Below are 21333 nucleotides of genomic sequence, written 5' to 3'. Positions count from 1 at the left end.
GACCATGGATCTTGGACTGAAGGACCGGGTGTACGTCGTCACGGGAGCGACCCGGGGGCTGGGCAACGCCGCCGCGCGCGAACTGGTCGCCGACGGGGCGAAGGTGGTCGTCACCGGGCGGGACGAGCAGAGCGTCGCCCAGGCCGCGGCCGCGCTGGGCCCGGACGTGGTGGGCGTGGCCGTGGACAACGCGGACCCGCAGGCGCCCGAGCGGCTGATCGCGACCGCGCGTGAGCGCTTCGGCCGCTTCGACGGCGTACTGATCAGCGTGGGCGGGCCGCCGCCGGGGTTCGTCGCCGACAACACGGACGACCAGTGGCAGGCGGCGTTCGAGTCGGTGTTCCTCGGCGCGGTGCGGCTGGCCCGGGGCGCGGCGGCCGAGCTGGAGGAGGGCGGGGTGGTCGGGTTCGTGCTGTCGGGCTCGGTGTACGAGCCGATCCCGGGCCTGACCATCTCCAACGGCCTGCGGCCGGGGCTGGCCGGCTTCGCCAAGTCCCTCGCCGACGAACTGGGCCCGCGCGGCATCCGCGTCGTCGGCCTGCTGCCGGGCCGCGTCGACACCGACCGCGTGCGCGAGCTGGACGGGCTGTCCGCCGACCCGGAGGCGACCAGGGCGGCCGCCGAGTCCCGCATCCCCCTGCGCCGCTACGGCACCCCGGAGGAGTTCGGCCGCACCGCGGCGTTCCTGCTGTCCCCGGCGGCGTCGTACCTCACCGGCGTGATGCTGCCCGTGGACGGCGGCGTGCGGCACGGGTTCTAGCAGCACCGGTGCTGGCGGCACCGGTTCTGGCGGCACCGGTTCTGGCGGCACGCCGGACGCGTCGGTCAGCTGACGCGTTCGGCGTGGTGCTTGACGCCGCGGAGCTGGACCTCCGCCGGCAGGGACGGGAGGCCGGCCGAGTCCCGGGCGTGGGTCAGGGCCCCGGTGGTGAGGTCGTGCAGGGCGGTGCCGGGATCGACGTGCGGGGCCAGCAGCAGCCGGACGCGGGTCCTCGGGGCGTCGCGGCGTCCGGTGAGCCGGACCGCGGCCCGCTCCACCCCGTCCACCCGGTCCGCCTCCCCGGCGAGGACGCCCTCCAGCGCCCGGCCGCGCAGCGACGCGGCCTCGCCGTCCCCGGTGTCGACCAGGACCTCGGTGAGCCGACGGCGGCGCAGCACCGCGACCAGCCACCACAGGGCGAGCAGCAACAGCACGGCGAGCGCCGCGATGACGACCGGCCACCACCAGCCGGCGTCCCGCCAGCGGGTCCGCTCGGCGGTACTGAGCAGCACGTCGTGCGGCCCCTGGTGGACCCACCAGGAGGGCGCGGGGACGTCGAACCCGACGGCGAGCACGGCGCCGCCGAGGGCGAGCAGGACCAGGCCCACGAGCCCGGTCAGCACACGGTCGACGGTCTTGAGCACCGCCCTCACCCCTTCCGGCCGGGACGCGCCACCCGCAGGGACACGGCAGGCGGCCGGGCCAGGCCGAGCCCGCGCACCGCGTCCTCGAGCACGCCGTCCAGATCGGCCCGTACGTCGTCCAGTTCACGGAAGTGCGACAGTGCGCGCACGCGTGCCTTGCGGCGGCGCATCCGCACCCGGGCCGACTGCACCCCGGCGACCTCCATGGCCCGGTCGCGCAGCACGGTGGCGGCCGCGTCCCGGTGCAGCCCGGCGCGTACGTCCGGGTGGGTGCGCCGCATCGGCAGCACCCTGCGCAGGCCGGGGGTGAGCGCCAGCAGCAGGAGCCAGAGCCCGAGGGCCGCGGCGACTCCCGCGCCGACCAGCACCCACGTGTCGTCGAGGGGGCGCTCCGCGAGCTGCCGGGCCAGGTCGCGGCGCCAGCCGAGGGCGTCGCGGCCGGTGCGGACGGCGACCACGTCGTAGAGGAAGGCCCCCGCGAGGACCAGGACCAGGAGGGCGACGATGCCGGCGGGGACGCGGCGCGCGGACCAGAAGCGGTGGGCCGTTCCGCTCTCCGGCGCGTCGGGGACGTGCTTCTCCACGGCGGGCGGACCGGGCTGCTCGGGGCCGGGTTCCACGACCGGCAGACGCCGGGTGCTGCCCTCGGCCGCCTCGGGGCCCTGGGACTCGCTCATCGCGTCCTCCCCCGACTCGCGCCGTACTCCCGCGCCAGGTGCAGCCGCTCCACCTGAACGGCGACCTCCGGCACCGCCATGCCCACCAACGTCCTTACCCGCTGCACGACTTGGTGACGCACCTGACCGCAGCGGGCGCCGATGTCGCACGGGTAGTCGAGTTCGAGGTGGACCCGGACGTGCGCGACGTCGTGGTGGACGGCCACGCTCGCGTGCGGGCGCGCGGCGTCCGGATGGAGCGGACCGACCGCCTCGCGGGCCGCCTGGGCGGCGACCTTGGCGACCACCCGGTCGGCGATCCGCGTGGCACCGCGCTCGCCGGGTGCGACGGCCGCCGGGGGTTGCAGGAGCTCGCCGGCCCCACCGCTCACGCCGGTCACCGCCGTCGGTCGTCGCGGGTGCGGAAGAAGTCACCTAGCTCCATGTCGCCCTCCAGGAGGCGGCCGACGACGAACCCGACCGCGCCGAGGGCCGCCACCAGCAGGAAGGCGCCGAAACCGCCGAAGTACCCGGCGAACCCCAGCGCCATGCCGGCGATCAGGCCGACCACGGCCATGCTCATGGTGCGCTCCCCTCGTTCACCGCTGCCTCGTCCTCCACGTCACTTGATCCGGGGCTCCGGTTCCTCGTCCTCCTCGTCGGGCAGCTTCACATCGCTGACGGCGATGTTGACCTCGACGACCTCGAGACCGGTCATCCGCTCCACCGCGGCCACCACGTTCTCCCGCACGTCCCGGGCCACGTCCGAGATCGACACGCCGTACTCGACGACGATCTCCAGGTCGAGGGCGGTCTGCTTCTCCCCTACCTCGGCCTTCACCCCCCGTGTCACACCGGACTTGGTCCCGCCGGGCACCCTGTCGCGTACGGCGCCGAAGGTGCGTGACATGCCGCTGCCCATGGCGTGCACACCGGCGACGTCGCGTGCCGCCATTCCGGTGATCTTCTCGACGACGCCGTCGGCGATGGTGGTCCTTCCCCTGCTCGCGGGGGCTCCACCGCCGCGCCGGATCTGACCCTTGCCCGCACCGGGGGTATCGATCGTGTCCTGCCCGGCCCGGTGGCTCTCCATGTCGGTCATGGCCGTACGTCCCTTCCGGTCGTATTCCCTGTGACCACGGTAGATCTGGTTGGGGCGCGGCGCGCCACGGATGCGGCAGGGTGGAGGAATGACGACGGCGGACCGGTGGACGCGCACGGTGCGGGAGCGGTTGGGGCTCGGCAGGCTGCTGCCGCTGGGCGGACCCGGGGACGGGGCATGGATCGCGGAACGTGCCGCGCGGGAGGTGCTTCTGACGGCGGCCCGGGACGTGGCCGGGGTGTGCCCCGGTGGTCTGCGCGTCGGGCTCGCGGACCCGCGGGACACACGGGAGCCGGCGGTGCCGCCGCCGCTGGGCGCCCTGCCGCCCGGGCCGCTGCGGGTGACGGCCGACTTCACGGCGACGGCGGTCGGCGCGATGGCGGCCGCGGAGCCGCTGCACGCGACCGCCGCGCGGCTGCGGGCGGCGCTGACGGAGGCGGCGGCCGACGGTCTCGGCCTCGCGGTGACGGACGTGGACCTGCGGGCGACGGGTCTGCTGGACACGCCCGCGGACGCGGCTGACGGGCGGGAGCCACACGGGTCTCGGCCGGACGACGGACCGGAGCCGGGGCCGGAGCCGGGCGACGCCACCGCCGACGATGCCGGGGGTGGCGTCGGTGACGAGGGCGGGGACGGGGACGAAGGGCGGGTCGCCCGGGCCGCGCTGGGGGTACCGGGTGTGGTCCGGCTGACCGGCGTCCTGGGCCGTCCGGTCCATGTGACGGAGCCGCCGGCGCGGGAGGGTGCGCTGCCGCGCCGCCACGTCCGGCTGGAGCTGGCGGTGGCGGCGGACCACCGGGCCGTGGAGGTGGCCCGGCGGGTCCGCGCGGCGGTGTCCGAGTCGCTGCCGGACCGTCCGTCGGTGGCGGTGGTGGTGACGGCGGTCGGCTGAGGCACCCACCGACCGCGGCGTCGCGCCCTGTCGGACTACTCCCCGAGCCCCGCCAGGTCGCGCAGGCGGCGTGCCTGGGCGGCCCGCTCCGCGGTGCGCTGGGCCTCGTAGTCGCGGTGCTGGGCGCCCTGGAGGAGGACCTTGGTCTCGACGACCGCGTCGCGGGGCGCGGCGAGGATCGCCGACACCAGGTCGTGCACGGCGCCGTCGAGCTGGTCCGCGGGTACGGCCAGGTTGGCCAGGCCGCTGTTCACGGCCTCCTCGGCCATGACGAAGCGCCCGGTCGCGCAGATCTCCAGCGCGCGGGCGTAGCCGACGAGGGACACCAGGGGGTGCGTGCCGGTCAGGTCCGGCACCAGGCCCAGGCTGGTCTCGCGCATGGCGAACTGAACGTCGTCGGCGACGACCCGCAGGTCACAGGCGAGGGCTAGCTGGAAGCCCGCCCCGATGGCGTGCCCCTGCACGGCCGCGACGGACAGGATGTCGCCGCGCCGCCACCAGGTGAATCCCTCCTGGTACTCCGCGATGGCGTCGTCCAGCTCGGCGTCGCCGCCCCGCGCGAGGTCGATGAACGACGGTTCGCCGTCGAAGCCCTCGGGCGTGAACGCCTGCCGGTCGAGACCGGCCGAGAAGGACTTGCCCTCGGCCCGCAGCACCACGGCCCGGACGGAACCGGGCAGCAGCCGGCCGGCCTCGGCGAGCGCCCGCCACAGAGCGGGGCTCTGCGCGTTGCGCTTGGCGGGGTTGGTCAGCGTCACCGTGGCGATCGCGTCGTCGACGGTGAGCCGCACGCCGTCCCGGTCGAGTGCGGGACCGGTGTCGTGGGCGGGCGAAGCCATGGGGCGCCTCCGAAAGGTGCGGTCGTCGTCCCCGCCGCACGCCGGCCCGGAAGCCGTGTGACGGCGAAGCTAAGTGACTGCACAGTAACCACCCGGACGGTCGGACGACCGACCGGGTGACCACCTTCACTGTCGGAGCCGAGGGGCCACCGGGGTGTCAGGCCGATGTGGCCTTTTTGCCCCGGGTAGCCCCGCCACGCCCTCGGAGCGTGACGCCCGACTCGCTGAGCATGCGGTGCACAAAGCCATACGAGCGGCCGGTTTCCTCGGCCAACGCCCGGATGCTCGCACCGGCGTCGTACTTCTTCTTCAGGTCTGCCGCGAGCTTGTCGCGCGCGGCGCCGGTAACCCGGCTGCCCTTCTTCAGAGTCTCGGCCACCCGTGCCTCCTCAAGGAAGTGCGCTCTGGTCTCCTCATGATCACCCCTTCCGCGCCTCCTGGCCACCCATTCGGCAAGGTCGATGAGTCAAGGATGTGACGACAGGAGCGTGTCCCCACATGTGGAATGCGGAATTCCAGAGATTCGCGCCCGTACCGCCGAACGGGTTTCCGCGCGTAATTCCAGGTCAGAAAGGCGTCGCGGCCGGACCCCGGGCGATGGGGGGTCCGGCCGCGAATTGGATGTAGGACGCACCTCTTGATGAGGAGATCTCACACAGATGGTGGATCACGACTCGGCCGAATGATCCATACTCAGTGGATCATCCTTTCGATCAAGCGAGGGCGACGAGATCCGCGTAGTCGGCGCCCCACAGGTCCTCGACGCCGTCCGGAAGCAGAATGATCCGTTCCGGCTGGAGGGCGTCGACGGCGCCCTCGTCGTGGGTGACCAGGACGACGGCGCCCTTGTAGGTGCGCAGCGCGCCGAGGATCTCCTCGCGGCTGGCCGGGTCGAGGTTGTTGGTGGGCTCGTCGAGGAGCAGCACGTTCGCCGAGGACACCACGAGGGTGGCCAGCGCGAGGCGCGTCTTCTCGCCGCCGGACAGGACCCCGGCGGGCTTGTCCACGTCGTCCCCGGAGAACAGGAACGAACCCAGCGTCTTGCGGACCTCGACCAGGTCGAGGTCGGGGTTGGCGGAGCGCATGTTCTCCAGGACGGTGCGCTCGGGGTCGAGGGTCTCGTGCTCCTGGGCGTAGTAGCCGAGCTTGAGGCCGTGGCCCTCGACGACCTGGCCGGTGTCGGGCTTCTCGACGCCGCCGAGGAGCCTGAGCAGCGTGGTCTTGCCCGCGCCGTTGAGGCCGAGGATGACGACCCGGGAGCCCTTGTCGATGGCCAGGTCGACGTCGGTGAAGATCTCGAGGGAGCCGTACGACTTCGAGAGGCCCTCGGCGGTCAGCGGGGTCTTGCCGCAGGGCGCCGGCTCGGGGAAGCGGAGCTTGGCGACCTTGTCGGACTTCCGCTCCGCCTCCAGCCCGGCCAGCAGCTTGTCCGCCCGGCGGGCCATGTTCTGCGCGGCGACGGTCTTCGTGGCCTTGGCGCGCATCTTGTCGGCCTGCGAATGCAGCGCGGACGCCTTCTTCTCCGCGTTCTGCCGCTCGCGCTTGCGGCGCTTCTCGTCGGCCTCGCGCTGCTGCTGGTAGAGCTTCCAGCCCATGTTGTAGACGTCGATCTGGGAGCGGTTGGCGTCCAGGTAGAACACCTTGTTGACGACCGTCTCGACCAGGTCGACGTCGTGGGAGATCACGATGAAGCCGCCGCGGTAGGTCTTCAGGTAGTCGCGCAGCCAGACGATCGAGTCGGCGTCGAGGTGGTTGGTCGGCTCGTCGAGCAGCAGGGTGTCGGCGTCCGAGAAGAGGATCCGGGCCAGCTCGATCCGGCGGCGCTGACCGCCGGAGAGGGTGTGCAGGGGCTGGCCGAGGACCCGGTCGGGCAGGTTGAGCGCGGCGGCGATGGTGGCGGCCTCGGCCTCGGCGGCGTATCCGCCCTTGGTGAGGAACTCGGTCTCCTGGCGCTCGTACTGCCTGAGCGCCTTGTCGCGGGTGGCGCCCTGGCCGTTGGCGATGCGCTGCTCGTTCTCCCGCATCTTGCGGATCAGCACGTCGAGGCCGCGGGCGGACAGGACGCGGTCGCGGGCGAGCACGTCGAGGTCGCCGGTGCGCGGGTCCTGCGGGAGGTAGCCGACCTCGCCGGAGCGGGTGACGGCTCCGGCGGCGGGCTGGCCCTCGCCGGCGAGCACCTTGGTGAGGGTGGTCTTGCCGGCGCCGTTGCGGCCGACCAGGCCGATGCGGTCGCCCTTGGCGATGCGGAAGGTGGCGCTTTCGATGAGGACGCGGGCACCGGCGCGCAGCTCGATGCCGGAGGCGGAGATCACGGTCAGACTCCTGGGGCGGGTGGGGGCGGGATGGGCGGCTGAGGACGTTTCCCGCCGTCTAATGCGCGAGGAGAGTGGCCATGGGGGCCAGTCTAACGGGGCGGTGCAACCCCTTTTCCCCGGTTCCGGTGTCGGTGGGCGGTGCCAGACTGGACACACGGGGCCGGCGCCGTCCGCCGGCTCACGAGGGAGTGATCGGCATGGCAGGCACCGACGGCGGTCGCCCGAGCATCTTTCCGACGCTGCTGTACGCGGACGCCAAGGCGGCGGTCCGGCAGCTCACCGAGGCCTTCGGCTTCCGGGAGCTCGCGGTGTACGAGGGCGAGGACGGCACGGTGGCCCACGCCGAGCTGGCCCAGGGCAACGGCGCGGTCATGCTCGGCTCCAGGGGCACGGGCAGCCGCTTCGACGAGGCGATGAAGAACTCCGGCACGACGGGGGTGTACGTCGTCGTGGAGGACGTCGACGCCCATCACCGGCAGGCCGTGGAACACGGCGCGGAGATCCTGATGCCCCCGACGGACCAGGACTACGGCTCGCGCGACTACATGGCCCGTGACCTGGAGGGCAACATCTGGAGCTTCGGGACGTACGCGCCGGAGGTGGCCGGCTAGCCCCCTCGGCCGCGCACGCCCCGTCGGTCAGCTGCCGCCGGTGTGGACCTGGAAGGCGGCCCGGCGTACGGCCTTGGCCAGGGCGGGGTCGGGATGGGCGGCGGCGAGGGCCACCAGGACCTGCACGGTGCGGGGGTGACCGACCGCGCGGACCTCGTCGAGCAGCGCCGGCACGGTGAACTGGACCGCCGCCTCCAGGTGCCGGACGAGCAGCGGTGCCTCCCCGTGGTCGGCGACGGCGGCCGCGGTGTCCACCCAGAGCCAGGTCGCCTCCCGGCGGGTGAGGACCTCGTGGGCGTCCTCGGGGTCGGCGCCGTCGTGCTCGGCCAGCCACAGCAGGGCGTACGGCCGCAGCGTCGGCTCGTCGACCACGCCGCGCACATCGGGCTCGGCGGGGGCGCCGACCACCCGCAGCGCGTCGAAGGCGAGGCCGCGCAGCAGGGCGTCCTCGCCGCGCGCGGCGGCGAGCAGCTCGGCGACGGCGCTGCCGACGGGCCGGGCGGCGAGCCAGGCGCGGTACTCGGCGCGGGCGGCGTTGGGCCGGAGTTGGGCGCAGCCGCGGAGCATGTCCTCGGCCGGCTGCTCGATGTTCCCGGCGGGGCTCTGGGCGGCCACGCAGATCTGCTCCAGCTTGACCCAGACCGCCCAGTTGCCGAGCGGGGTGAGCGTGGCCTGTCCGTCGCCGCAGGTGAGGGCGCCGACGGAGGCGAGGGCGTGCAGGGCCCAGTCCAGGAGCGGGGCGAGCGGGGTGTCGGCGGTGACGTCCGGGACCGGCTGGGGGCCGGGCTCCAGGCGGGGGCCGTAGGGCACCTCGCAGCGTTCGGTGCGCAGCTCGGTGACGCGCTGCTCCAGCAGGTCAAGGAGCTGGTCCACGGGGACGGGCCCGGCGGACAGCTGGAGGAAGGAGAGCACCTGGGGCATCGCGGAGACGACCTCGGCGACGGCGGCGGGCTCCTCGCCGGCGGGCTCGGGGTGGGCGAGCGACCAGGCGTCGAAGAGCGCGACCCAGCCGCGCAGCACCGCGCTGTCGTCCCGGTTCCAGGCGCGCAGCCGCCAGCCGGGGCGGGCGGTGTCGCCGTGCACCTCGACCAGTCCGGCGAGGCGGGCGGTGTCCCAGTCGGCGCGGACCTGCGCGGCGGTCAGGCCCAGTTCGCGGGCCGCCTGGCCGGCGGTGGCGTCGGAGAGGGTGGCCTTGCCGTCGGCGGTGGCGCTGCCGCGGCCGGGGCCCAGCTCGGAGTCGGCCCAGCGGGCGACGCGGGCCGCGCCGGCCAGACCGGAACGCGCCATGCGGGCCAGCTCCGACCGGGCCGGTGTGCCCTCCGGGGGGCGCGGTGCGGGGCGGCGCGGACGCCGCTGGTTGATCGCTTGGGGGGCGGCGGCCAGGGGTCGTGGGCGGACGAGTCGAAGCCTGGAGTCGCGCGGGATACGGGACGTCACGGGTGCAGTCTTCCGGTTGACGGTCCGAAAACCCAAACGGAATGCCCCGACGGCCGCCGGGGAGGGCGGAGTCGGGGGTCGGGCGCGCTGCCCGGGCACCGGATCAGGCCAGTGGTACGGCGCTAAACGGAACCGGAGGATCACACGCTGCCACGGTGCCGTGCCGGGTCACACCAGGGGGGTCATGAAGCGGCGGAGCTTCTCTTCGTAGTCGTCGGGGTCGGCGTTCCACATGGCGCCGTGCGGGGCGTCCCGGACGGTGTGCAGGGCGACCAGGCGGGGGTGGGTTTCGGCCAGCCGCCGGGAGAGCCGCCAGGGGGCCACCGTGTCGCCGGGGCCGTGGAAGATCAGCGTGGGGACGGCGGGGCGGTGCAGGCCCGCCGTGCCGGTGTCCTGGTCGGCGTGGAGTCCGGCGCGGCCCTGGGCGGCGCGGACGGCGAGCGGCAGGAGCGGTCCGGGGGTGCGGCGGGCGGCGGCGAGGGCGCGCAGGGTGGTCTCCCAGCTGAGGACCGGGGAGTCCAGTACGAGCCCCGCGATGCGCCCGCGCACGCCGGAGAGGGCGGCCGTGCGCAGGGCCATGGTGGCGCCGGTGGACCAGCCGAGCAGGACGACCTGGCGGGCGCCGTGGTCGAGGGCGTAGCGGACGGCCGCGTCCAGGTCGCGCCACTCGGTCTCGCCGAAGTGGTGCAGCCCGTCGGGCGAGGGCGGTGCGCCGACGTCGCCGCGGTAGGCGAGGGCGAGCACCGGGACGCTGCGGTCGTGCAGGGGGGCCAGCAGGTTCAGGACGTGTTCGCGGGTGGCGGCCAGGCCGTGCACGGCGATGATCCAGGTGGGGCGGGCGCCGGGCACGAACCAGGCCGGGAGCGGGCCGAGTTCGCCCGGGATCTGGACGTCCGCGTGGTCGAGGTCGAGGGCGCTGCCCGGGTTGCCGACGTAGAGGTTCGGCGTGAACCAGGCGCGGTCCCCGGCCTCCAGCGTGCCGTGCGTGACGCGTTCGAGGCGGCGCACGACGGTGTCGGCGCCGTGCTCGGCGGAGTCGAGGACCGGGCCGACGACCGCGTGGGAGCCGTCGCCCGCCAGTCCGTAGCGGCCGGGGCGGAGCGCGGCCAGGTCCCGGGTGAGGGTGATCCGGCCGGCCGCGGTGCCGTGCACGGTGAGCCGGGGTTCGGTGGGCAGCGGCCGGCCGGGGGGCGCCTTGAGCGCGGCGTCGCTGGCGAGCCGGCCGGCGGCGACGCTCGCTGCGCCGGCCGCCAGGGCTGCGGTGAGGGCGGCGGCCGTTGCTGTGACAGTGCGCATGGGGCCAGTCTCCTGGTGGAGTCCTCGGGCGGCCAGTGGGCTGTGGACGGGGGGTGACGACGCTCCGTCAGGGGCGCCTTCCGCCAGTCCGCCGGGGCCGGGGAGCCATGGTGCGGTCCCGCTGCCGGTACCCCGGAACGGGACGGGTACGCGCCGCGCCGGCCCGTTCCGGGGTCCCCCCGGCCGGCCTAGCCCTGCTGCCCGTACCCCCGGAGCCGCTCCGCCGCCTCCGCCAACTGCGCCGGCGTCAGGAGCGAGGGGGTGCGGCCCGGGACCGAGGAGGCGGTCAGCCAGAGCCGGCACATCCACTCCAGCTGGGCGGTGCGGTCGTACGCCTGGTCGAGGGAGGTGCCGTAGGTGAGCGTGCCGTGGTTGCGCAGCAGGCAGCCGGTGCGGCCGTCGAGGGCATCGAGCATGCCGCGGGCCAGCTCCTCGGTGCCGTAGGCGGCGTACGGGGCGACCCGGACGGGGCCGCCGAGGGCGGCGGTCATGTAGTGCACGGGCGGCAGTTCGGGCACCAGCAGCGAGACGGCGGTCGCGTGCACGGCGTGGGTGTGGACGACGGCCCGGGCGGCGTCGTCCGCGCGGTACACGGCGAGGTGCAGGGGCAGTTCGCTGGTGGGGAGGAGGGTGCCGAGCACCTGTCGTCCGTCGAGGGCGACGCCGGTCACGTCACCCGGCGCCAGACGGTCGTACGGCACACCCGAAGGGGTGACGAGGACCGTGTCGCCGACGCGCACCGAGACATTGCCGGAGGTACCGACCACGAGCCCGTCCGCGACCGTGCGCCGGGCCGCCGCGACGAGGTCCGTCCAGGCCCGCTCCTCGTCCGGGCCGGCAGCCCGTCCGACCCGCGAATACGTCACAGTCACCGTCTCCTCACGAGCGCTCCCGCGCCTCTCCGGGCCGGTCGCCGGCCGGTCTGGCGGTGATCCTGCCAGGGGCGTCTCCGGAGAGCACCGGGACGGCCACGCAGAGGGAGGCGGCGACGCCGCTTCCGGTCACCGCGACGCCCTGCCCAGTTCATCTTCCGTTCACCATGGTTACCTACGTTCGTCCAGCCAATGACCTCGAACGATTGCCTGGGTAAATGGAAAGCTTCTCGCTGATCCTCGCGATTGTGGTGGTAACCGCACTCGCGTTTGATTTCACGAACGGTTTCCACGACACCGCGAACGCGATGGCAACGACCATTTCGACCGGTGCGCTCAAGCCCAAGGTGGCGGTGGCGATGTCCGCCGTCCTCAACCTTGTAGGCGCCTTCCTCTCGGTGGAGGTCGCCAACACGATCTCCAAGGGTCTCGTCGACGAGACCGGCATCCGTCCCGAGGTCATCTTCGCCGCCCTGGTCGGCGCGATCCTCTGGAACCTGCTGACCTGGCTGGTCGGCCTCCCGTCCAGTTCCTCGCACGCCCTGATGGGCGGTCTGATCGGTGCCGCGGTCGCCTCGGCCGGCGTCGGCGCCGTCAACGGCGACGCGCTCGTCACCAAGGTGCTGATCCCCGCGATCGCCGCCCCGATCGTCGCCGGTGTCGCGGCGCTGCTGGGCGCGCGGCTGACCTACCGGCTCGGCCGCCGGGCCGACGGCAAGGCCGCCGCCAAGGGCTACCGCGCCGGGCAGATCGCCTCCGCCGGGCTGGTCTCGCTGGCCCACGGCACCAACGACGCCCAGAAGACGATGGGCATCATCACTCTCGCCCTGGTCGCCGGCGGCGCGCTCGCCCCCGACTCCGACCCGCCCCTGTGGGTCATCCTCTCCGCGGGCATCGCCATCGCGCTCGGCACCTACCTCGGCGGCTGGCGCATCATCCGCACCATGGGCAAGGGCCTGACCGACCTCCAGCCGCAGCAGGGCTTCGCCGCCCAGACCAGCGCCGCGACGGTCATCCTGGCCTCCTCCCACCTCGGCTTCTCCCTCTCCACCACGCACTCGGTCTCCGGTGCGGTGATGGGCGCCGGCCTCGGCCGCAAGGGCGGCGTGGTGCGCTGGTCCACGGCCACCCGGATGTTCGTCGCCTGGGGTCTGACGCTGCCGGCCGCGGCCCTGGTCGCCGCGATCGCCGAGTGGGTCTGCCGCATGGGCGACTGGGGCACGGCCTGCGTCGCGGTCTTCCTGGTCGCCTCCAGCGCCGCCATCTGGAAGATCTCCCGGCGCGAGGTCGTCGACCACACCAACGTCGTCGACCCCCACGAGCCCGAGTCGGCCGGTGTGGTCACCACGGCGATGGCCGCCGTCTCCCCGCCCCCGGCGCACCTGGCCGAGGAGCTGCCGGCCGACCCGTCCGAGGCCAGGCCCGCGTCGGCCGCCACCACCGTCTGAGCCCGCGTCCCGGGTACGAAGGAAGCGAACCCCCATGAGCATCGACTGGGCAGCACTGGGCTCCGTCTTCGGCGTCAGCCTCGTGGCCACCGTGGCCCTGGTGGGCCTGTTCACCCTCGGCATCGCCGGCCTCTCCCGCCAGGAGCGGGCCACCGCCGCGGGCGGCTCCGCGGCCCTCGCGGTCACCGGCGCGTACGCGTGCTTCGCGGCCTGCGCGGCGGCGGTGGCGTACGGCATCTATCTGATCGTCGCCTGACCCACGGCACACCCCGGGGCGGAGCGCGGGACGGACTCGGACCGTCGCGCGCCCCGCCCCTTCGTGTACCGGCGCGCACCACCCGTGTGTGGGGCTCGGCACACTCCCCCGCCGCAGGTCAACGCCAGGTTGACGGGTGTTCTCGCGCCGTGGTGGACTTCCGGGGCCACTTACGGCGGCAGGAGAGGAAGCCCGGTGCGATTCCGGCGCGGTCCCGCCACTGTGACCGGGGGTCAGACCCCGGTAGCCAGGAACTCTCACCGCCGGACTCTTCGAACCAGGGCGTGGACACCCTGAGTGAGGACGCGACGCGATGCCCGGCTGCCGATCGACGTTCAGTACCAGGTGCTCTCCTGCCCGTGTGACCGGCTGAACCCGTGCGTGCCGGACGCGTCTTCGCGTACGGCGCCGCCGCCGGGCTGCTCGGTGACCTCCTCCTCGGCGACCCGCGCCGCGGACATCCGGTCGCCGCGTTCGGCCGCGCCGCCGGTGCCGTGGAACGGGTGCTGTGGCGTGACCACCGGGGCTGGGGCGCGCTGCACACCCTGGTGTGCGCCGGTGGCGCCACCGCCCTGGGCTCGGCCGCCGCGCACGCCGTACGCCGCTCCCCCGCCGCCTCGGTCGCGCTGACCGGCGCGGCCACCTGGGCCGTGGTCGGCGGTACGTCGCTGGTGCGCGAGGCGCTCGCCATCGGCCGGGCCCTGGAGGCCGGGGACGTCGAGGCGGCCCGGGCGCGGCTGCCGCACCTGTGCGGGCGGGACCCGCAGTCGCTGGACGCCGACGGGATCGCGCGGGCGGTCGTGGAGTCGGTCGCCGAGAACACCTCGGACGCCGTGGTGGGTGCCCTGGTGTGGGGTGCCGCCGGCGGAGTGCCGGGGCTGCTCGGCTTCCGGGCGGTGAACACCCTGGACGCCATGGTCGGCCACAAGTCGCCCCGCTACCGGCGGTACGGCTGGGCCTCGGCCCGCCTCGACGACCTCGCGGGCTGGCCGGGCGCCCGCCTGACCGCCCTGCTGGCCATAGTGGCCGGCGGCGATCCGCGGGGCGCCGTACGGGCCTGGCGCGCGGACGCCGGACTCCACCCGAGCCCCAACGCCGGTCCCGTGGAGGCGTCTTTCGCGGGCGCCCTCGGAGTGCGGCTCGGCGGGACGCTCTCCTACGGCGGGCGGGTCGAGCACCGGCCCGTGCTCAACGGGGCGTCGGGGCGCGCCGTCCGGGCCGGTTCCGGCGACATCGAACGGGCCGCACGGCTCTCCCGGCGCGTGGGAGGGCTGGCGCTCGTCGCGTGCGTGGGCGCCCGGCTGCTGGTGCGCGGGGCCGTCAGGAAGGGACGTACGTCATGAACGGTGGACTCCTCGTCGCCGGCACCACCTCCGACGCCGGCAAGAGCGTCGTCACGGCCGGGATCTGCCGCTGGCTGGTGCGCCAGGGCGTGAAGGTCGCGCCCTTCAAGGCGCAGAACATGTCGCTCAACTCCTTCGTGACGCGCGAGGGGGCGGAGATCGGGCGGGCCCAGGCCATGCAGGCCCAGGCCTGCCGGGTGGAGCCGACCGCGCTGATGAACCCGGTGCTGCTCAAGCCCGGCGGCGAGCGCAGCAGCCAGGTGGTGCTGCTCGGCAGGCCCGTCGGCGAGATGACCGCCCGCGGCTACCACGGCGGGCGGCAGGAGCGGCTGCTCGGCACGGTGCTCGACTCGCTGGCCGAGCTGCGCGGCACCTACGACGCGGTGATCTGTGAGGGCGCGGGCAGCCCGGCCGAGATCAACCTGCGCCGCACCGACATCGTGAACATGGGGATCGCGCGGGGCGCCGGGCTGCCCGTGCTGATCGTCGGCGACATCGACCGCGGGGGCGTCTTCGCCTCCTTCTTCGGCACGGTGGCGCTGCTCTCGCCCGAGGACCAGGCGCTGGTCGCCGGGTTCCTCGTCAACAAGTTCCGCGGCGACGTGTCGCTCCTGGAGCCCGGCCTCGACATGCTGCACGGCCTGACCGGGCGGCGGACGTACGGGGTGCTGCCCTTCCGGCACGGGCTCGGCATCGACGAGGAGGACGGTCTGCGGGTCTCGCTGCGCGGCACGGTGCGGGAGTCCGTGGTCGCGCCGCCGGTCGGCGAGGACGTGCTGCGGGTCGCCGTCTGCGCGGTCCCGCTGATGTCCAACTTCACGGACGTGGACGCGCTGGCCGCCGAACCGGGCGTGGTGGTGCGGTTCGTGGACCGGCCCGAGGAACTGGCCGACGCCGACCTGGTGATCGTGCCGGGGACGCGCGGGACGGTCCGGGCGCTGGAGTGGCTGCGCGAGCGGGGGCTGGCGGAGGGACTCGCGCGCCGGGTGGCCGAGGGCCGGCCGGTGCTCGGCGTGTGCGGCGGGTTCCAGCTCCTCGGCGAGCACATCGAGGACGACGTCGAGTCGCGCGCCGGGCACGTCGACGGGCTCGGACTGCTGCCCGTGCGGGTGCGGTTCGCCCGCGAGAAGACCCTGACCCGCCCCGTGGGCGAGGCCCTCGGCGAGCGCGTCGAGGGCTACGAGATCCACCACGGTGTCGCCGAAGTCCTGGGTGGAGTCCCTTTCCTGGACGGCTGCCGGGTCGGCCAGACCTGGGGCACGCACTGGCACGGCTCGCTGGAGTCGGACGGCTTCAGGCGGGCGTTCCTGCGCGAGGTGGCCGCCGCCGCGGGCCGCCGGTTCGTGCCGGCCCCGGACACCTCGTTCGCCGCGCTGCGCGAGGAGCAGCTCGACCGGCTCGGCGACCTGATCGAACAGCACGCGGACACCGACGCGCTGTGGCGGCTCATCGAGTCCGGGGCGCCGCCCGGGCTCCCCTTCGTGCCACCGGGGGCGCCCGCATGAGCCCGAGGGAACCCGAACGCGACGCACCCGACGAGCGCGACCCGCGCGACGTGGAGGACGACAACAAGTGACCGATACCCCGTTCCCGTTCACGGCCGTCGTCGGCCAGGACGACCTGCGCCTCGCGCTGCTGCTGAACGCCGTCTCACCGGCGGTCGGCGGCGTGCTGGTGCGCGGCGAGAAGGGCACCGCCAAGTCGACGGCCGTCCGCGCGCTGTCGGCGCTGCTGCCGGCCGTGGCGGTGGTCCCGGGCTGCCGCTTCTCCTGCTCCCCGGCATCGCCCGACCCGGGCTGCCCCGACGGTCCGCACGAGCCCGGGACGGCCACCGAGCGTCCCTCGCGGATGGTCGAACTGCCCGTCGGCGCCTCCGAGGACCGGCTCGTCGGCGCCCTCGACATCGAGCGGGCGCTCGCGGAGGGCGTGAAGGCCTTCGAGCCCGGGCTGCTGGCCGACGCGCACCGCGGGATCCTGTACGTGGACGAGGTCAACCTCCTCCACGACCACCTGGTGGACCTGCTCCTCGACGCCGCCGCGATGGGCGCCTCGTACGTCGAGCGCGAGGGCGTGTCGGTGCGGCACGCCTCGAAGTTCCTGCTGGTCGGCACCATGAACCCCGAAGAGGGCGAGCTGCGCCCGCAGTTGCTGGACCGGTTCGGGCTGACGGTGGAGGTCTCCGCCTCGCGCGAGCCCGACCAGCGGGTGGAGGTGGTACGGCGCCGGCTCGCGCACGACGACGACCCGGCCGGTTTCGTGGCCCGCTGGGCGGACGAGGAGGCGGCCGTACGGGCGCGGATCGTGGCGGCCCGGGAGCTGCTGCCGTCGGTGACGCTCGGCGACGCGGCGCTGCGGCAGATCGCGGCGACCTGCGCCGCCTTCGAGGTGGACGGCATGCGGGCCGACATCGTGATGGCCCGGACCGCGACCGCGCTGGCGGCCTGGGCCGGGCGGACCGACGTCCTGGCGGAGGACGTCCGCCAGGCGGCGCTCCTCGCGCTGCCGCACCGGCGGCGGCGCAACCCCTTCGACGCGCCCGGCCTCGACGAGGACAAGCTCGACGAGACGCTGGAGGAGTTCGGCGACCCGGGCGAGGACGACCCCGATCCGGACCCGGACCCCGACCCCGGGCCGGAGGGTCCCGGTGGCGGCGGTGGACGACCGCCCGAGGAGGGGCCGCAGGGCGGTGCGGACGACGCGGGCGTCCCGCCCGAGGCCGGTACCGGTGACGAACCGGGGGCGGCACCCGCCGGGGGCGGCGCCGGGGAGCGGTCCGCCGTACGGGCCGCCGAGCCGTTCCGGACCAAGGCGCTGAGCGTGCCCGGACTCGGCGAGGGCGCCGCCGGGCGGCGCTCCCGGGCCCGGACCGAGCACGGGCGGACCACCGGCGCCCGCCGGCCGCGGGGCGCGCTGACCAAGCTGCACCTGGCGGCGACCGTGCAGGCGGCGGCTCCGCACCAGCGCGAGCGCGGCCGGGCGGGGCGCGGTCTGGTGGTACGCCGGGACGACCTGCGGCAGGCGACCCGCGAGGGGCGTGAGGGCAACCTCGTGCTGTTCGTCGTGGACGCCTCCGGGTCGATGGCGGCGCGGCAGCGGATGAGCGCCGTTAAGGGCGCCGTGCTGTCGCTGCTGCTGGACGCCTATCAGCGGCGGGACAAGGTGGGTCTGGTGACCTTCCGGGGTTCGGCCGCCGACGTGGCGCTGCCGCCGACGTCGTCGGTGGACGCGGCGGCGGCCCGGCTGGAGTCGCTGCCGACCGGCGGGCGCACGCCGCTCGCGGCCGGGCTGCTCAAGGCGCACGAGGTGCTGCGGGTGGAGCGGCTGCGGGACCCGGCACGCCGGGCGCTGGTCGTGGTGGTGACGGACGGGCGGGCCACCGGGGGTGTGGAGCCGGTGGCGCTGGCGGGGCGCGCGGCGCGGCTGTTCGCGGCCGAGGGCACCGCCTCCGTGGTCGTGGACTGCGAAACGGGGCCGATCCGGCTGGGGCTCGCCGGGCGGCTCGCGGGTGAGCTGGGCGGTACGGCGGTGACCCTCGACGAGCTGCGGGCCGACTCGATCGCGGGGCTGGTCAAGGACGTACGTGAGACGGGATCAAGGAGGGCCGCGTAGTGCCCAAGGGACAGCCGAGTGTCGTACCGGACGACGGACTGACGACCCGACAGCGGCGCAACCGGCCGCTGGTCTTCGTGCACACGGGGATCGGGAAGGGCAAGTCCACCGCCGCCTTCGGGCTGGCGCTGCGCGCCTGGAACCAGGGATGGCCCGTCGGGGTGTTCCAGTTCGTCAAGTCGGCCAAGTGGAAGGTCGGCGAGGAGAACGCCCTGCGGGTGCTCGGCGCATCCGGTGAGGGCGGCACCGTCGACTGGCACAAGATGGGCGAGGGGTGGTCCTGGGTCCAGCGCGACCAGCAGCAGGACAACGAGGAGAAGGCCCGGGAGGGCTGGGAGCAGGTCAAGCGCGACCTCGCGGCCGAGACGTACAAGCTGTACGTCCTGGACGAGTTCGCCTACCCGCTGCACTGGGGGTGGATCGACACCGACGAGGTCGTGTCCGTACTGCGCGACCGGCCCGGCACCCAGCACGTCGTGATCACCGGGCGGAACGCGCCGCGGCAACTGGTGGACTTCGCCGACCTGGTCACCGACATGTCCAAGGTGAAGCACCCGATGGACACCGGCCAGAAGGGGCAGAGGGGCATCGAGTGGTGACGGCCGCCATACCGGCCTCCGTCCCCAGACTGGTGGTGGCCGCGCCCTCCTCGGGCAGCGGCAAGACCACCGTGGCCACCGGGCTGATGGCCGCGCTCGCCGCGCGGGGGCTCGCCGTGTCCCCGCACAAGGTCGGGCCCGACTACATCGACCCGGGGTACCACGCGCTGGCCACCGGGCGGACGGGACGCAACCTCGACGCCTACCTGTGCGGGCCCGAGCTGGTGGAGCCGCTGTTCCTGCACGGGGCGCGCGGCTGCGACATCGCCGTGATCGAGGGCGTGATGGGGCTGTACGACGGGGCGGCCGGGGAAGGTGAACTCGCCTCCACCGCCCACGTGGCCAAGCTGCTGCGGGCGCCCGTGGTGCTGGTCGTGGACGCGTCGGCGCAGTCGCGGTCGGTGGCGGCGCTGGTGCACGGGTTCGTGTCCTTCGATCCGGACGTGCGGGTCGGGGGCGTGATCCTGAACAAGGTCGGGTCGGACCGGCACGAGGTGATGCTGCGGGAGGCGCTGGACTCCGTAGGGGTGCCGGTGCTGGGGGCGTTGCGGCGGGCCGCGCCGGTGGAGACGCCGTCGCGGCACCTGGGGCTGGTGCCGGTCGCCGAGCGGGGCGCGGCGGCGGTCGACGCCGTCGGGGCGATGGCGGCGCTGGTCTCCGAGGGGTGCGACCTGGAGGGGCTGGTGGCGTTGGCCCGGGGGTCCGGGGGGTTGTCCGGTGCGGCCTGGGACGCGGGTGAGGTGGTGCGTTCCTCGCCCCCGCCGCGGCTGGAGAAGCCCCGGGTCGCCGTCGCGGGCGGGGCCGCGTTCACCTTTTCCTACGCCGAGCACGCCGAACTGCTCGCGGCGGCGGGGGCCGAAGTCGTCGTCTTCGATCCGTTGCGGGACGAGGAGTTGCCGGAGGGGACGCGGGGGCTGGTGATCGGGGGCGGATTCCCGGAGGTGTACGTCTCCGAGTTGTCGGCCAACGAGGGGCTGCGGAAGTCCGTCGCCGAGCTGGCGCGCGGGGGTGCGCCCGTCGCGGCGGAGTGTGCGGGACTGCTGTACCTGGGCCGGGAGCTGGACGGGCTGCCCATGTGCGGTGTGCTGGACGCCTCCGCGCGGATGTCCGGGCGGCTCACCCTCGGGTACCGGGACTGCGTGGCGCTGACCGACAGCCCGCTGGCGGTGGCGGGGACGCGGATGCGGGGGCACGAGTTCCACCGGACCGTCGTGGAGCCGGGGGCCGGAGCGGCGCCGGCGTGGGGGATGCGGACGCCTCAGCGGCGCGTCGAGGGGTTCGTCGAGGGTGGCGTGCACGCGAGTTACCTGCACACGCACTGGGCGGCGCAGCCGTCGGTCGCCCGCCGGTTCGTGGAGAGGTGCCGGGCGTCGTGAACGGCGGCCGCTCACTCCGCGATGCCGACCACCAGCCAGATGAAGGCCGCGCCGGCAACGGTGCACAGCAGGGTCGAGCGGGCCGGGTGCTCGTGATGGGCCTCGGGCAGGATCTCGGCGGCGGCGAGGTAGAGCAGTACGCCGCCGAACAGGCCGAGATACGCGCCGAGCGCGCCCTCCGGGATCGTGAAGAGCAGGGTGGAGGCCGCGCCGGCCACGGGTGCCAGGGCGTCGGCGACCAGCATCGCGATCGCGCGGCGGCGGGCGTTCCCGTACAGGCTGGTCAGCGTGTAGGTGTTGAAGCCGTCCGCGAAGTCGTGGGCGATCACCGCCATCGCCACGGCCGCGCCCATGCCGCCGCCCACCTGGAAGGCGGCGCCGATGGCCACGCCGTCCATCGCGCTGTGCCCGACCATCGCGGCGGCCGCCGTGAGACCCACCTGGGGCGAGCGCCGCGCGTGCTCGTCGGCGCCGTGCGCGGCGCGGCGGGCGGCCAGCAGGCGTTCCACCAGGTGCGCGAGGAGGAAGCCGGCGACGAAGAGCAGCAGCGCCTCGGGTACGCCGAACACCTCGTCGCCGGCCGCCTCCAGTGCCTCGGGCAGCAGGTCGAGGCCGACGACGCCCAGCATCAGGCCGCCGGCCAGCCCCAGGACCAGGTGGCGCCGGTCGGTCACGCGCTGTGCCGTCCAGCCGCCGGCCAGCGTCATCAGGAACGCGCCGAGCGCGACGAAGACCGCCATGGGCCCTTGCTATCCGATCAGGGCGCGTTCACGCGCGCACGACAGCGGCAACGGCGGTAAAGATGCGCAGGATGAGCGGAACCGAAGCGGATTCCGTGCCCGGAGGTGCGGCGCGGCCCGCGCCGTCGGTCGTCGTCGGCGTCGGCGCGTCCCGGGGCGTACCGGTCGACGAGGTGCTCGCGCTGGTGGCGCTGGCACTGGGCGAGGCGGGGCTGACCGCCGCGTCGGTCACGGAGCTGGCCACCCTCGACACGAGGGCCGCGGAGCCCGGGATCGCCGGGGCCGCCGAGCGGCTGGGCGTGCCGCTGGTGACCTACGGCGCGGCGGAACTGGCGGCGGTCGGGGTGCCCCATCCCTCCGGTGCCGCGTTGGCGGCCGTGGGCACCCCGTCGGTAGCCGAGGCGGCGGCGCTGGCGGGTGGCGGAGCGCTCCTCGTGCCCAAGCGCAGATCGGCGGCGCGTCCGGCGCGGGCGACCTGCGCGGTGGTACGCCGGTCCGGGCGCGGGACGGCGGACCCGGGCGCCGGGGCGGACGACGG

General features: G+C 74.7%; 22 protein-coding genes, 1 pseudogene and 1 riboswitch. Of the genes and pseudogenes, 11 read left to right on the top strand and 12 right to left on the bottom strand.

The window, feature by feature from the left end:
• Positions 1 to 4 precede the first annotated feature (4 nt).
• The gene (locus ACZ67M_RS05945; protein WP_161328394.1) at positions 5 to 760 is read left to right on the top strand and encodes an SDR family oxidoreductase; all 756 of its coding nucleotides are present in this window, start codon (positions 5 to 7) and stop codon (positions 758 to 760) included.
• Between the two features lie 65 nt (positions 761 to 825).
• On the opposite strand, the gene amaP is transcribed toward ACZ67M_RS05945, so the two are convergent.
• Genes amaP through ACZ67M_RS05920 form a run of 5 tightly spaced genes read right to left on the bottom strand, consistent with a single transcriptional unit; the run spans position 826 to position 3162 of the window.
• A complete protein-coding gene (gene amaP / locus ACZ67M_RS05940) occupies positions 826 to 1413 on the bottom strand; it encodes an alkaline shock response membrane anchor protein AmaP (protein ID WP_361366018.1) in 588 nt (195 codons plus the stop codon).
• Positions 1410 to 2081, bottom strand: coding sequence for a DUF6286 domain-containing protein (locus ACZ67M_RS05935; RefSeq protein WP_392103480.1), 672 nt, complete (start codon positions 2079 to 2081; stop codon positions 1410 to 1412). Before ACZ67M_RS05935 ends, amaP begins: the two co-directional genes overlap by 4 nt.
• Positions 2078 to 2461, bottom strand: a complete 384-nt coding sequence (locus ACZ67M_RS05930) for a hypothetical protein (RefSeq protein WP_361366012.1) — start codon at positions 2459 to 2461, stop codon at positions 2078 to 2080. Before ACZ67M_RS05930 ends, ACZ67M_RS05935 begins: the two co-directional genes overlap by 4 nt.
• Positions 2458 to 2643 carry a hypothetical protein gene (locus ACZ67M_RS05925; protein WP_122614781.1) on the bottom strand — a complete coding sequence of 62 codons (186 nt, stop codon included), beginning with the start codon at positions 2641 to 2643 and terminating at the stop codon, positions 2458 to 2460. Before ACZ67M_RS05925 ends, ACZ67M_RS05930 begins: the two co-directional genes overlap by 4 nt.
• Positions 2644 to 2682: 39 nt before the next feature.
• Positions 2683 to 3162 carry an Asp23/Gls24 family envelope stress response protein gene (locus ACZ67M_RS05920; RefSeq protein WP_361366010.1) on the bottom strand — a complete coding sequence of 160 codons (480 nt, stop codon included), beginning with the start codon at positions 3160 to 3162 and terminating at the stop codon, positions 2683 to 2685.
• Between the two features lie 88 nt (positions 3163 to 3250).
• Between ACZ67M_RS05920 and ACZ67M_RS05915 the strand changes: the two genes are divergently transcribed.
• Positions 3251 to 4054, top strand: coding sequence for a nucleopolyhedrovirus P10 family protein (locus tag ACZ67M_RS05915; RefSeq protein WP_469849681.1), 804 nt, complete (start codon positions 3251 to 3253; stop codon positions 4052 to 4054).
• Between the two features lie 35 nt (positions 4055 to 4089).
• Here the strand turns inward: ACZ67M_RS05915 and ACZ67M_RS05910 are convergent, their stop codons facing one another.
• From ACZ67M_RS05910 to ACZ67M_RS05900, 3 genes are all read right to left on the bottom strand, one after another.
• Positions 4090 to 4893, bottom strand: coding sequence for an enoyl-CoA hydratase/isomerase family protein (locus ACZ67M_RS05910; protein WP_361366004.1), 804 nt, complete (start codon positions 4891 to 4893; stop codon positions 4090 to 4092).
• A 157-nt stretch (positions 4894 to 5050) separates the two neighbouring features.
• Positions 5051 to 5272, bottom strand: a complete 222-nt coding sequence (locus ACZ67M_RS05905; protein WP_003976983.1) for a helix-turn-helix domain-containing protein — start codon at positions 5270 to 5272, stop codon at positions 5051 to 5053.
• Positions 5273 to 5606: 334 nt separating this feature from the next.
• Positions 5607 to 7205 (bottom strand): ABC-F family ATP-binding cassette domain-containing protein, encoded by a 1599-nt coding sequence (locus ACZ67M_RS05900; protein WP_361366001.1) that lies wholly within the window; start codon positions 7203 to 7205, stop codon positions 5607 to 5609.
• A gap of 200 nt (positions 7206 to 7405) precedes the next feature.
• Between ACZ67M_RS05900 and ACZ67M_RS05895 the strand changes: the two genes are divergently transcribed.
• Positions 7406 to 7819, top strand: coding sequence for a VOC family protein (locus ACZ67M_RS05895; RefSeq protein WP_385801388.1), 414 nt, complete (start codon positions 7406 to 7408; stop codon positions 7817 to 7819).
• 27 nt (positions 7820 to 7846) lie between these two features.
• Here ACZ67M_RS05895 and ACZ67M_RS05890 read toward each other — a convergent pair whose 3' ends face one another.
• The 3 genes from ACZ67M_RS05890 to ACZ67M_RS05880 form a co-directional block, all read right to left on the bottom strand.
• Positions 7847 to 9256, bottom strand: coding sequence for a hypothetical protein (locus ACZ67M_RS05890; RefSeq protein WP_361365995.1), 1410 nt, complete (start codon positions 9254 to 9256; stop codon positions 7847 to 7849).
• A 168-nt stretch (positions 9257 to 9424) separates the two neighbouring features.
• Positions 9425 to 10552: an alpha/beta hydrolase gene (locus ACZ67M_RS05885; RefSeq protein WP_361365992.1), complete on the bottom strand. Its 1128-nt coding sequence runs from the start codon at positions 10550 to 10552 to the stop codon at positions 9425 to 9427.
• 188 nt (positions 10553 to 10740) lie between these two features.
• Positions 10741 to 11418, bottom strand: a complete 678-nt coding sequence (locus tag ACZ67M_RS05880; RefSeq protein ID WP_469849680.1) for a class II aldolase/adducin family protein — start codon at positions 11416 to 11418, stop codon at positions 10741 to 10743.
• 224 nt (positions 11419 to 11642) lie between these two features.
• Here ACZ67M_RS05880 and ACZ67M_RS05875 point away from each other — a divergent pair, with 224 nt between their 5' ends.
• The 7 genes from ACZ67M_RS05875 to ACZ67M_RS05845 all read left to right on the top strand — a co-directional run bounded on the left by ACZ67M_RS05875 (position 11643) and on the right by ACZ67M_RS05845 (position 20055).
• Positions 11643 to 12872, top strand: a complete 1230-nt coding sequence (locus tag ACZ67M_RS05875) for an inorganic phosphate transporter (protein ID WP_361365987.1) — start codon at positions 11643 to 11645, stop codon at positions 12870 to 12872.
• Positions 12873 to 12906: 34 nt separating this feature from the next.
• The gene (locus ACZ67M_RS05870; RefSeq protein ID WP_064727214.1) at positions 12907 to 13128 is read left to right on the top strand and encodes a hypothetical protein; all 222 of its coding nucleotides are present in this window, start codon (positions 12907 to 12909) and stop codon (positions 13126 to 13128) included.
• 136 nt (positions 13129 to 13264) lie between these two features.
• Positions 13265 to 13404, top strand: a riboswitch (cobalamin riboswitch).
• A gap of 101 nt (positions 13405 to 13505) precedes the next feature.
• Positions 13506 to 14471 carry a cobalamin biosynthesis protein gene (locus ACZ67M_RS05865; RefSeq protein ID WP_469849678.1) on the top strand — a complete coding sequence of 322 codons (966 nt, stop codon included), beginning with the start codon at positions 13506 to 13508 and terminating at the stop codon, positions 14469 to 14471.
• The gene (locus ACZ67M_RS05860) at positions 14468 to 15976 is read left to right on the top strand and encodes a cobyric acid synthase (RefSeq protein WP_361365981.1); all 1509 of its coding nucleotides are present in this window, start codon (positions 14468 to 14470) and stop codon (positions 15974 to 15976) included. Before ACZ67M_RS05865 ends, ACZ67M_RS05860 begins: the two co-directional genes overlap by 4 nt.
• Positions 15977 to 16043: 67 nt before the next feature.
• Positions 16044 to 18080, top strand: coding sequence for a putative cobaltochelatase (locus ACZ67M_RS05855; RefSeq protein ID WP_469849676.1), 2037 nt, complete (start codon positions 16044 to 16046; stop codon positions 18078 to 18080).
• Positions 18080 to 18679, top strand: coding sequence for a cob(I)yrinic acid a,c-diamide adenosyltransferase (gene cobO / locus ACZ67M_RS05850; protein ID WP_392018348.1), 600 nt, complete (start codon positions 18080 to 18082; stop codon positions 18677 to 18679). The genes ACZ67M_RS05855 and cobO overlap by 1 nt, the downstream gene beginning before the upstream one ends.
• On the top strand, positions 18676 to 20055 hold the full coding sequence (locus tag ACZ67M_RS05845) for a cobyrinate a,c-diamide synthase (protein WP_469849675.1): 1380 nt from the start codon (positions 18676 to 18678) through the stop codon (positions 20053 to 20055). Before cobO ends, ACZ67M_RS05845 begins: the two co-directional genes overlap by 4 nt.
• 11 nt (positions 20056 to 20066) lie before the next feature.
• Here ACZ67M_RS05845 and ACZ67M_RS05840 read toward each other — a convergent pair whose 3' ends face one another.
• Positions 20067 to 20795, bottom strand: a complete 729-nt coding sequence (locus ACZ67M_RS05840; protein ID WP_361365973.1) for a ZIP family metal transporter — start codon at positions 20793 to 20795, stop codon at positions 20067 to 20069.
• 71 nt (positions 20796 to 20866) lie between these two features.
• Here ACZ67M_RS05840 and ACZ67M_RS05835 point away from each other — a divergent pair.
• Positions 20867 to 21331 (top strand): annotated as a pseudogene (locus ACZ67M_RS05835) (cobalamin biosynthesis protein); the annotation flags it as partial.
• Positions 21332 to 21333: the final 2 nt, after the last annotated feature.

Source organism: Streptomyces sp. NPDC107500 (assembly GCF_055582785.1).
This window is presented reverse-complemented; position numbering and strand designations above follow the sequence as displayed.

Coding starts and splice junctions, on each gene's coding strand:
- ACZ67M_RS05945 (WP_161328394.1), top strand. CDS start 5: ATGGATCTTGGACTGAAGGACCGGGTGTACGTCGTCACGGGAGCGACC.
- ACZ67M_RS05935 (WP_392103480.1), bottom strand. CDS start 2,081: ATGAGCGAGTCCCAGGGCCCCGAGGCGGCCGAGGGCAGCACCCGGCGT.
- ACZ67M_RS05925 (WP_122614781.1), bottom strand. CDS start 2,643: ATGAGCATGGCCGTGGTCGGCCTGATCGCCGGCATGGCGCTGGGGTTC.
- ACZ67M_RS05920 (WP_361366010.1), bottom strand. CDS start 3,162: ATGACCGACATGGAGAGCCACCGGGCCGGGCAGGACACGATCGATACC.
- ACZ67M_RS05915 (WP_469849681.1), top strand. CDS start 3,251: ATGACGACGGCGGACCGGTGGACGCGCACGGTGCGGGAGCGGTTGGGG.
- ACZ67M_RS05910 (WP_361366004.1), bottom strand. CDS start 4,893: ATGGCTTCGCCCGCCCACGACACCGGTCCCGCACTCGACCGGGACGGC.
- ACZ67M_RS05895 (WP_385801388.1), top strand. CDS start 7,406: ATGGCAGGCACCGACGGCGGTCGCCCGAGCATCTTTCCGACGCTGCTG.
- ACZ67M_RS05885 (WP_361365992.1), bottom strand. CDS start 10,552: ATGCGCACTGTCACAGCAACGGCCGCCGCCCTCACCGCAGCCCTGGCG.
- ACZ67M_RS05875 (WP_361365987.1), top strand. CDS start 11,643: ATGGAAAGCTTCTCGCTGATCCTCGCGATTGTGGTGGTAACCGCACTC.
- ACZ67M_RS05870 (WP_064727214.1), top strand. CDS start 12,907: ATGAGCATCGACTGGGCAGCACTGGGCTCCGTCTTCGGCGTCAGCCTC.
- ACZ67M_RS05860 (WP_361365981.1), top strand. CDS start 14,468: ATGAACGGTGGACTCCTCGTCGCCGGCACCACCTCCGACGCCGGCAAG.
- ACZ67M_RS05840 (WP_361365973.1), bottom strand. CDS start 20,795: ATGGCGGTCTTCGTCGCGCTCGGCGCGTTCCTGATGACGCTGGCCGGC.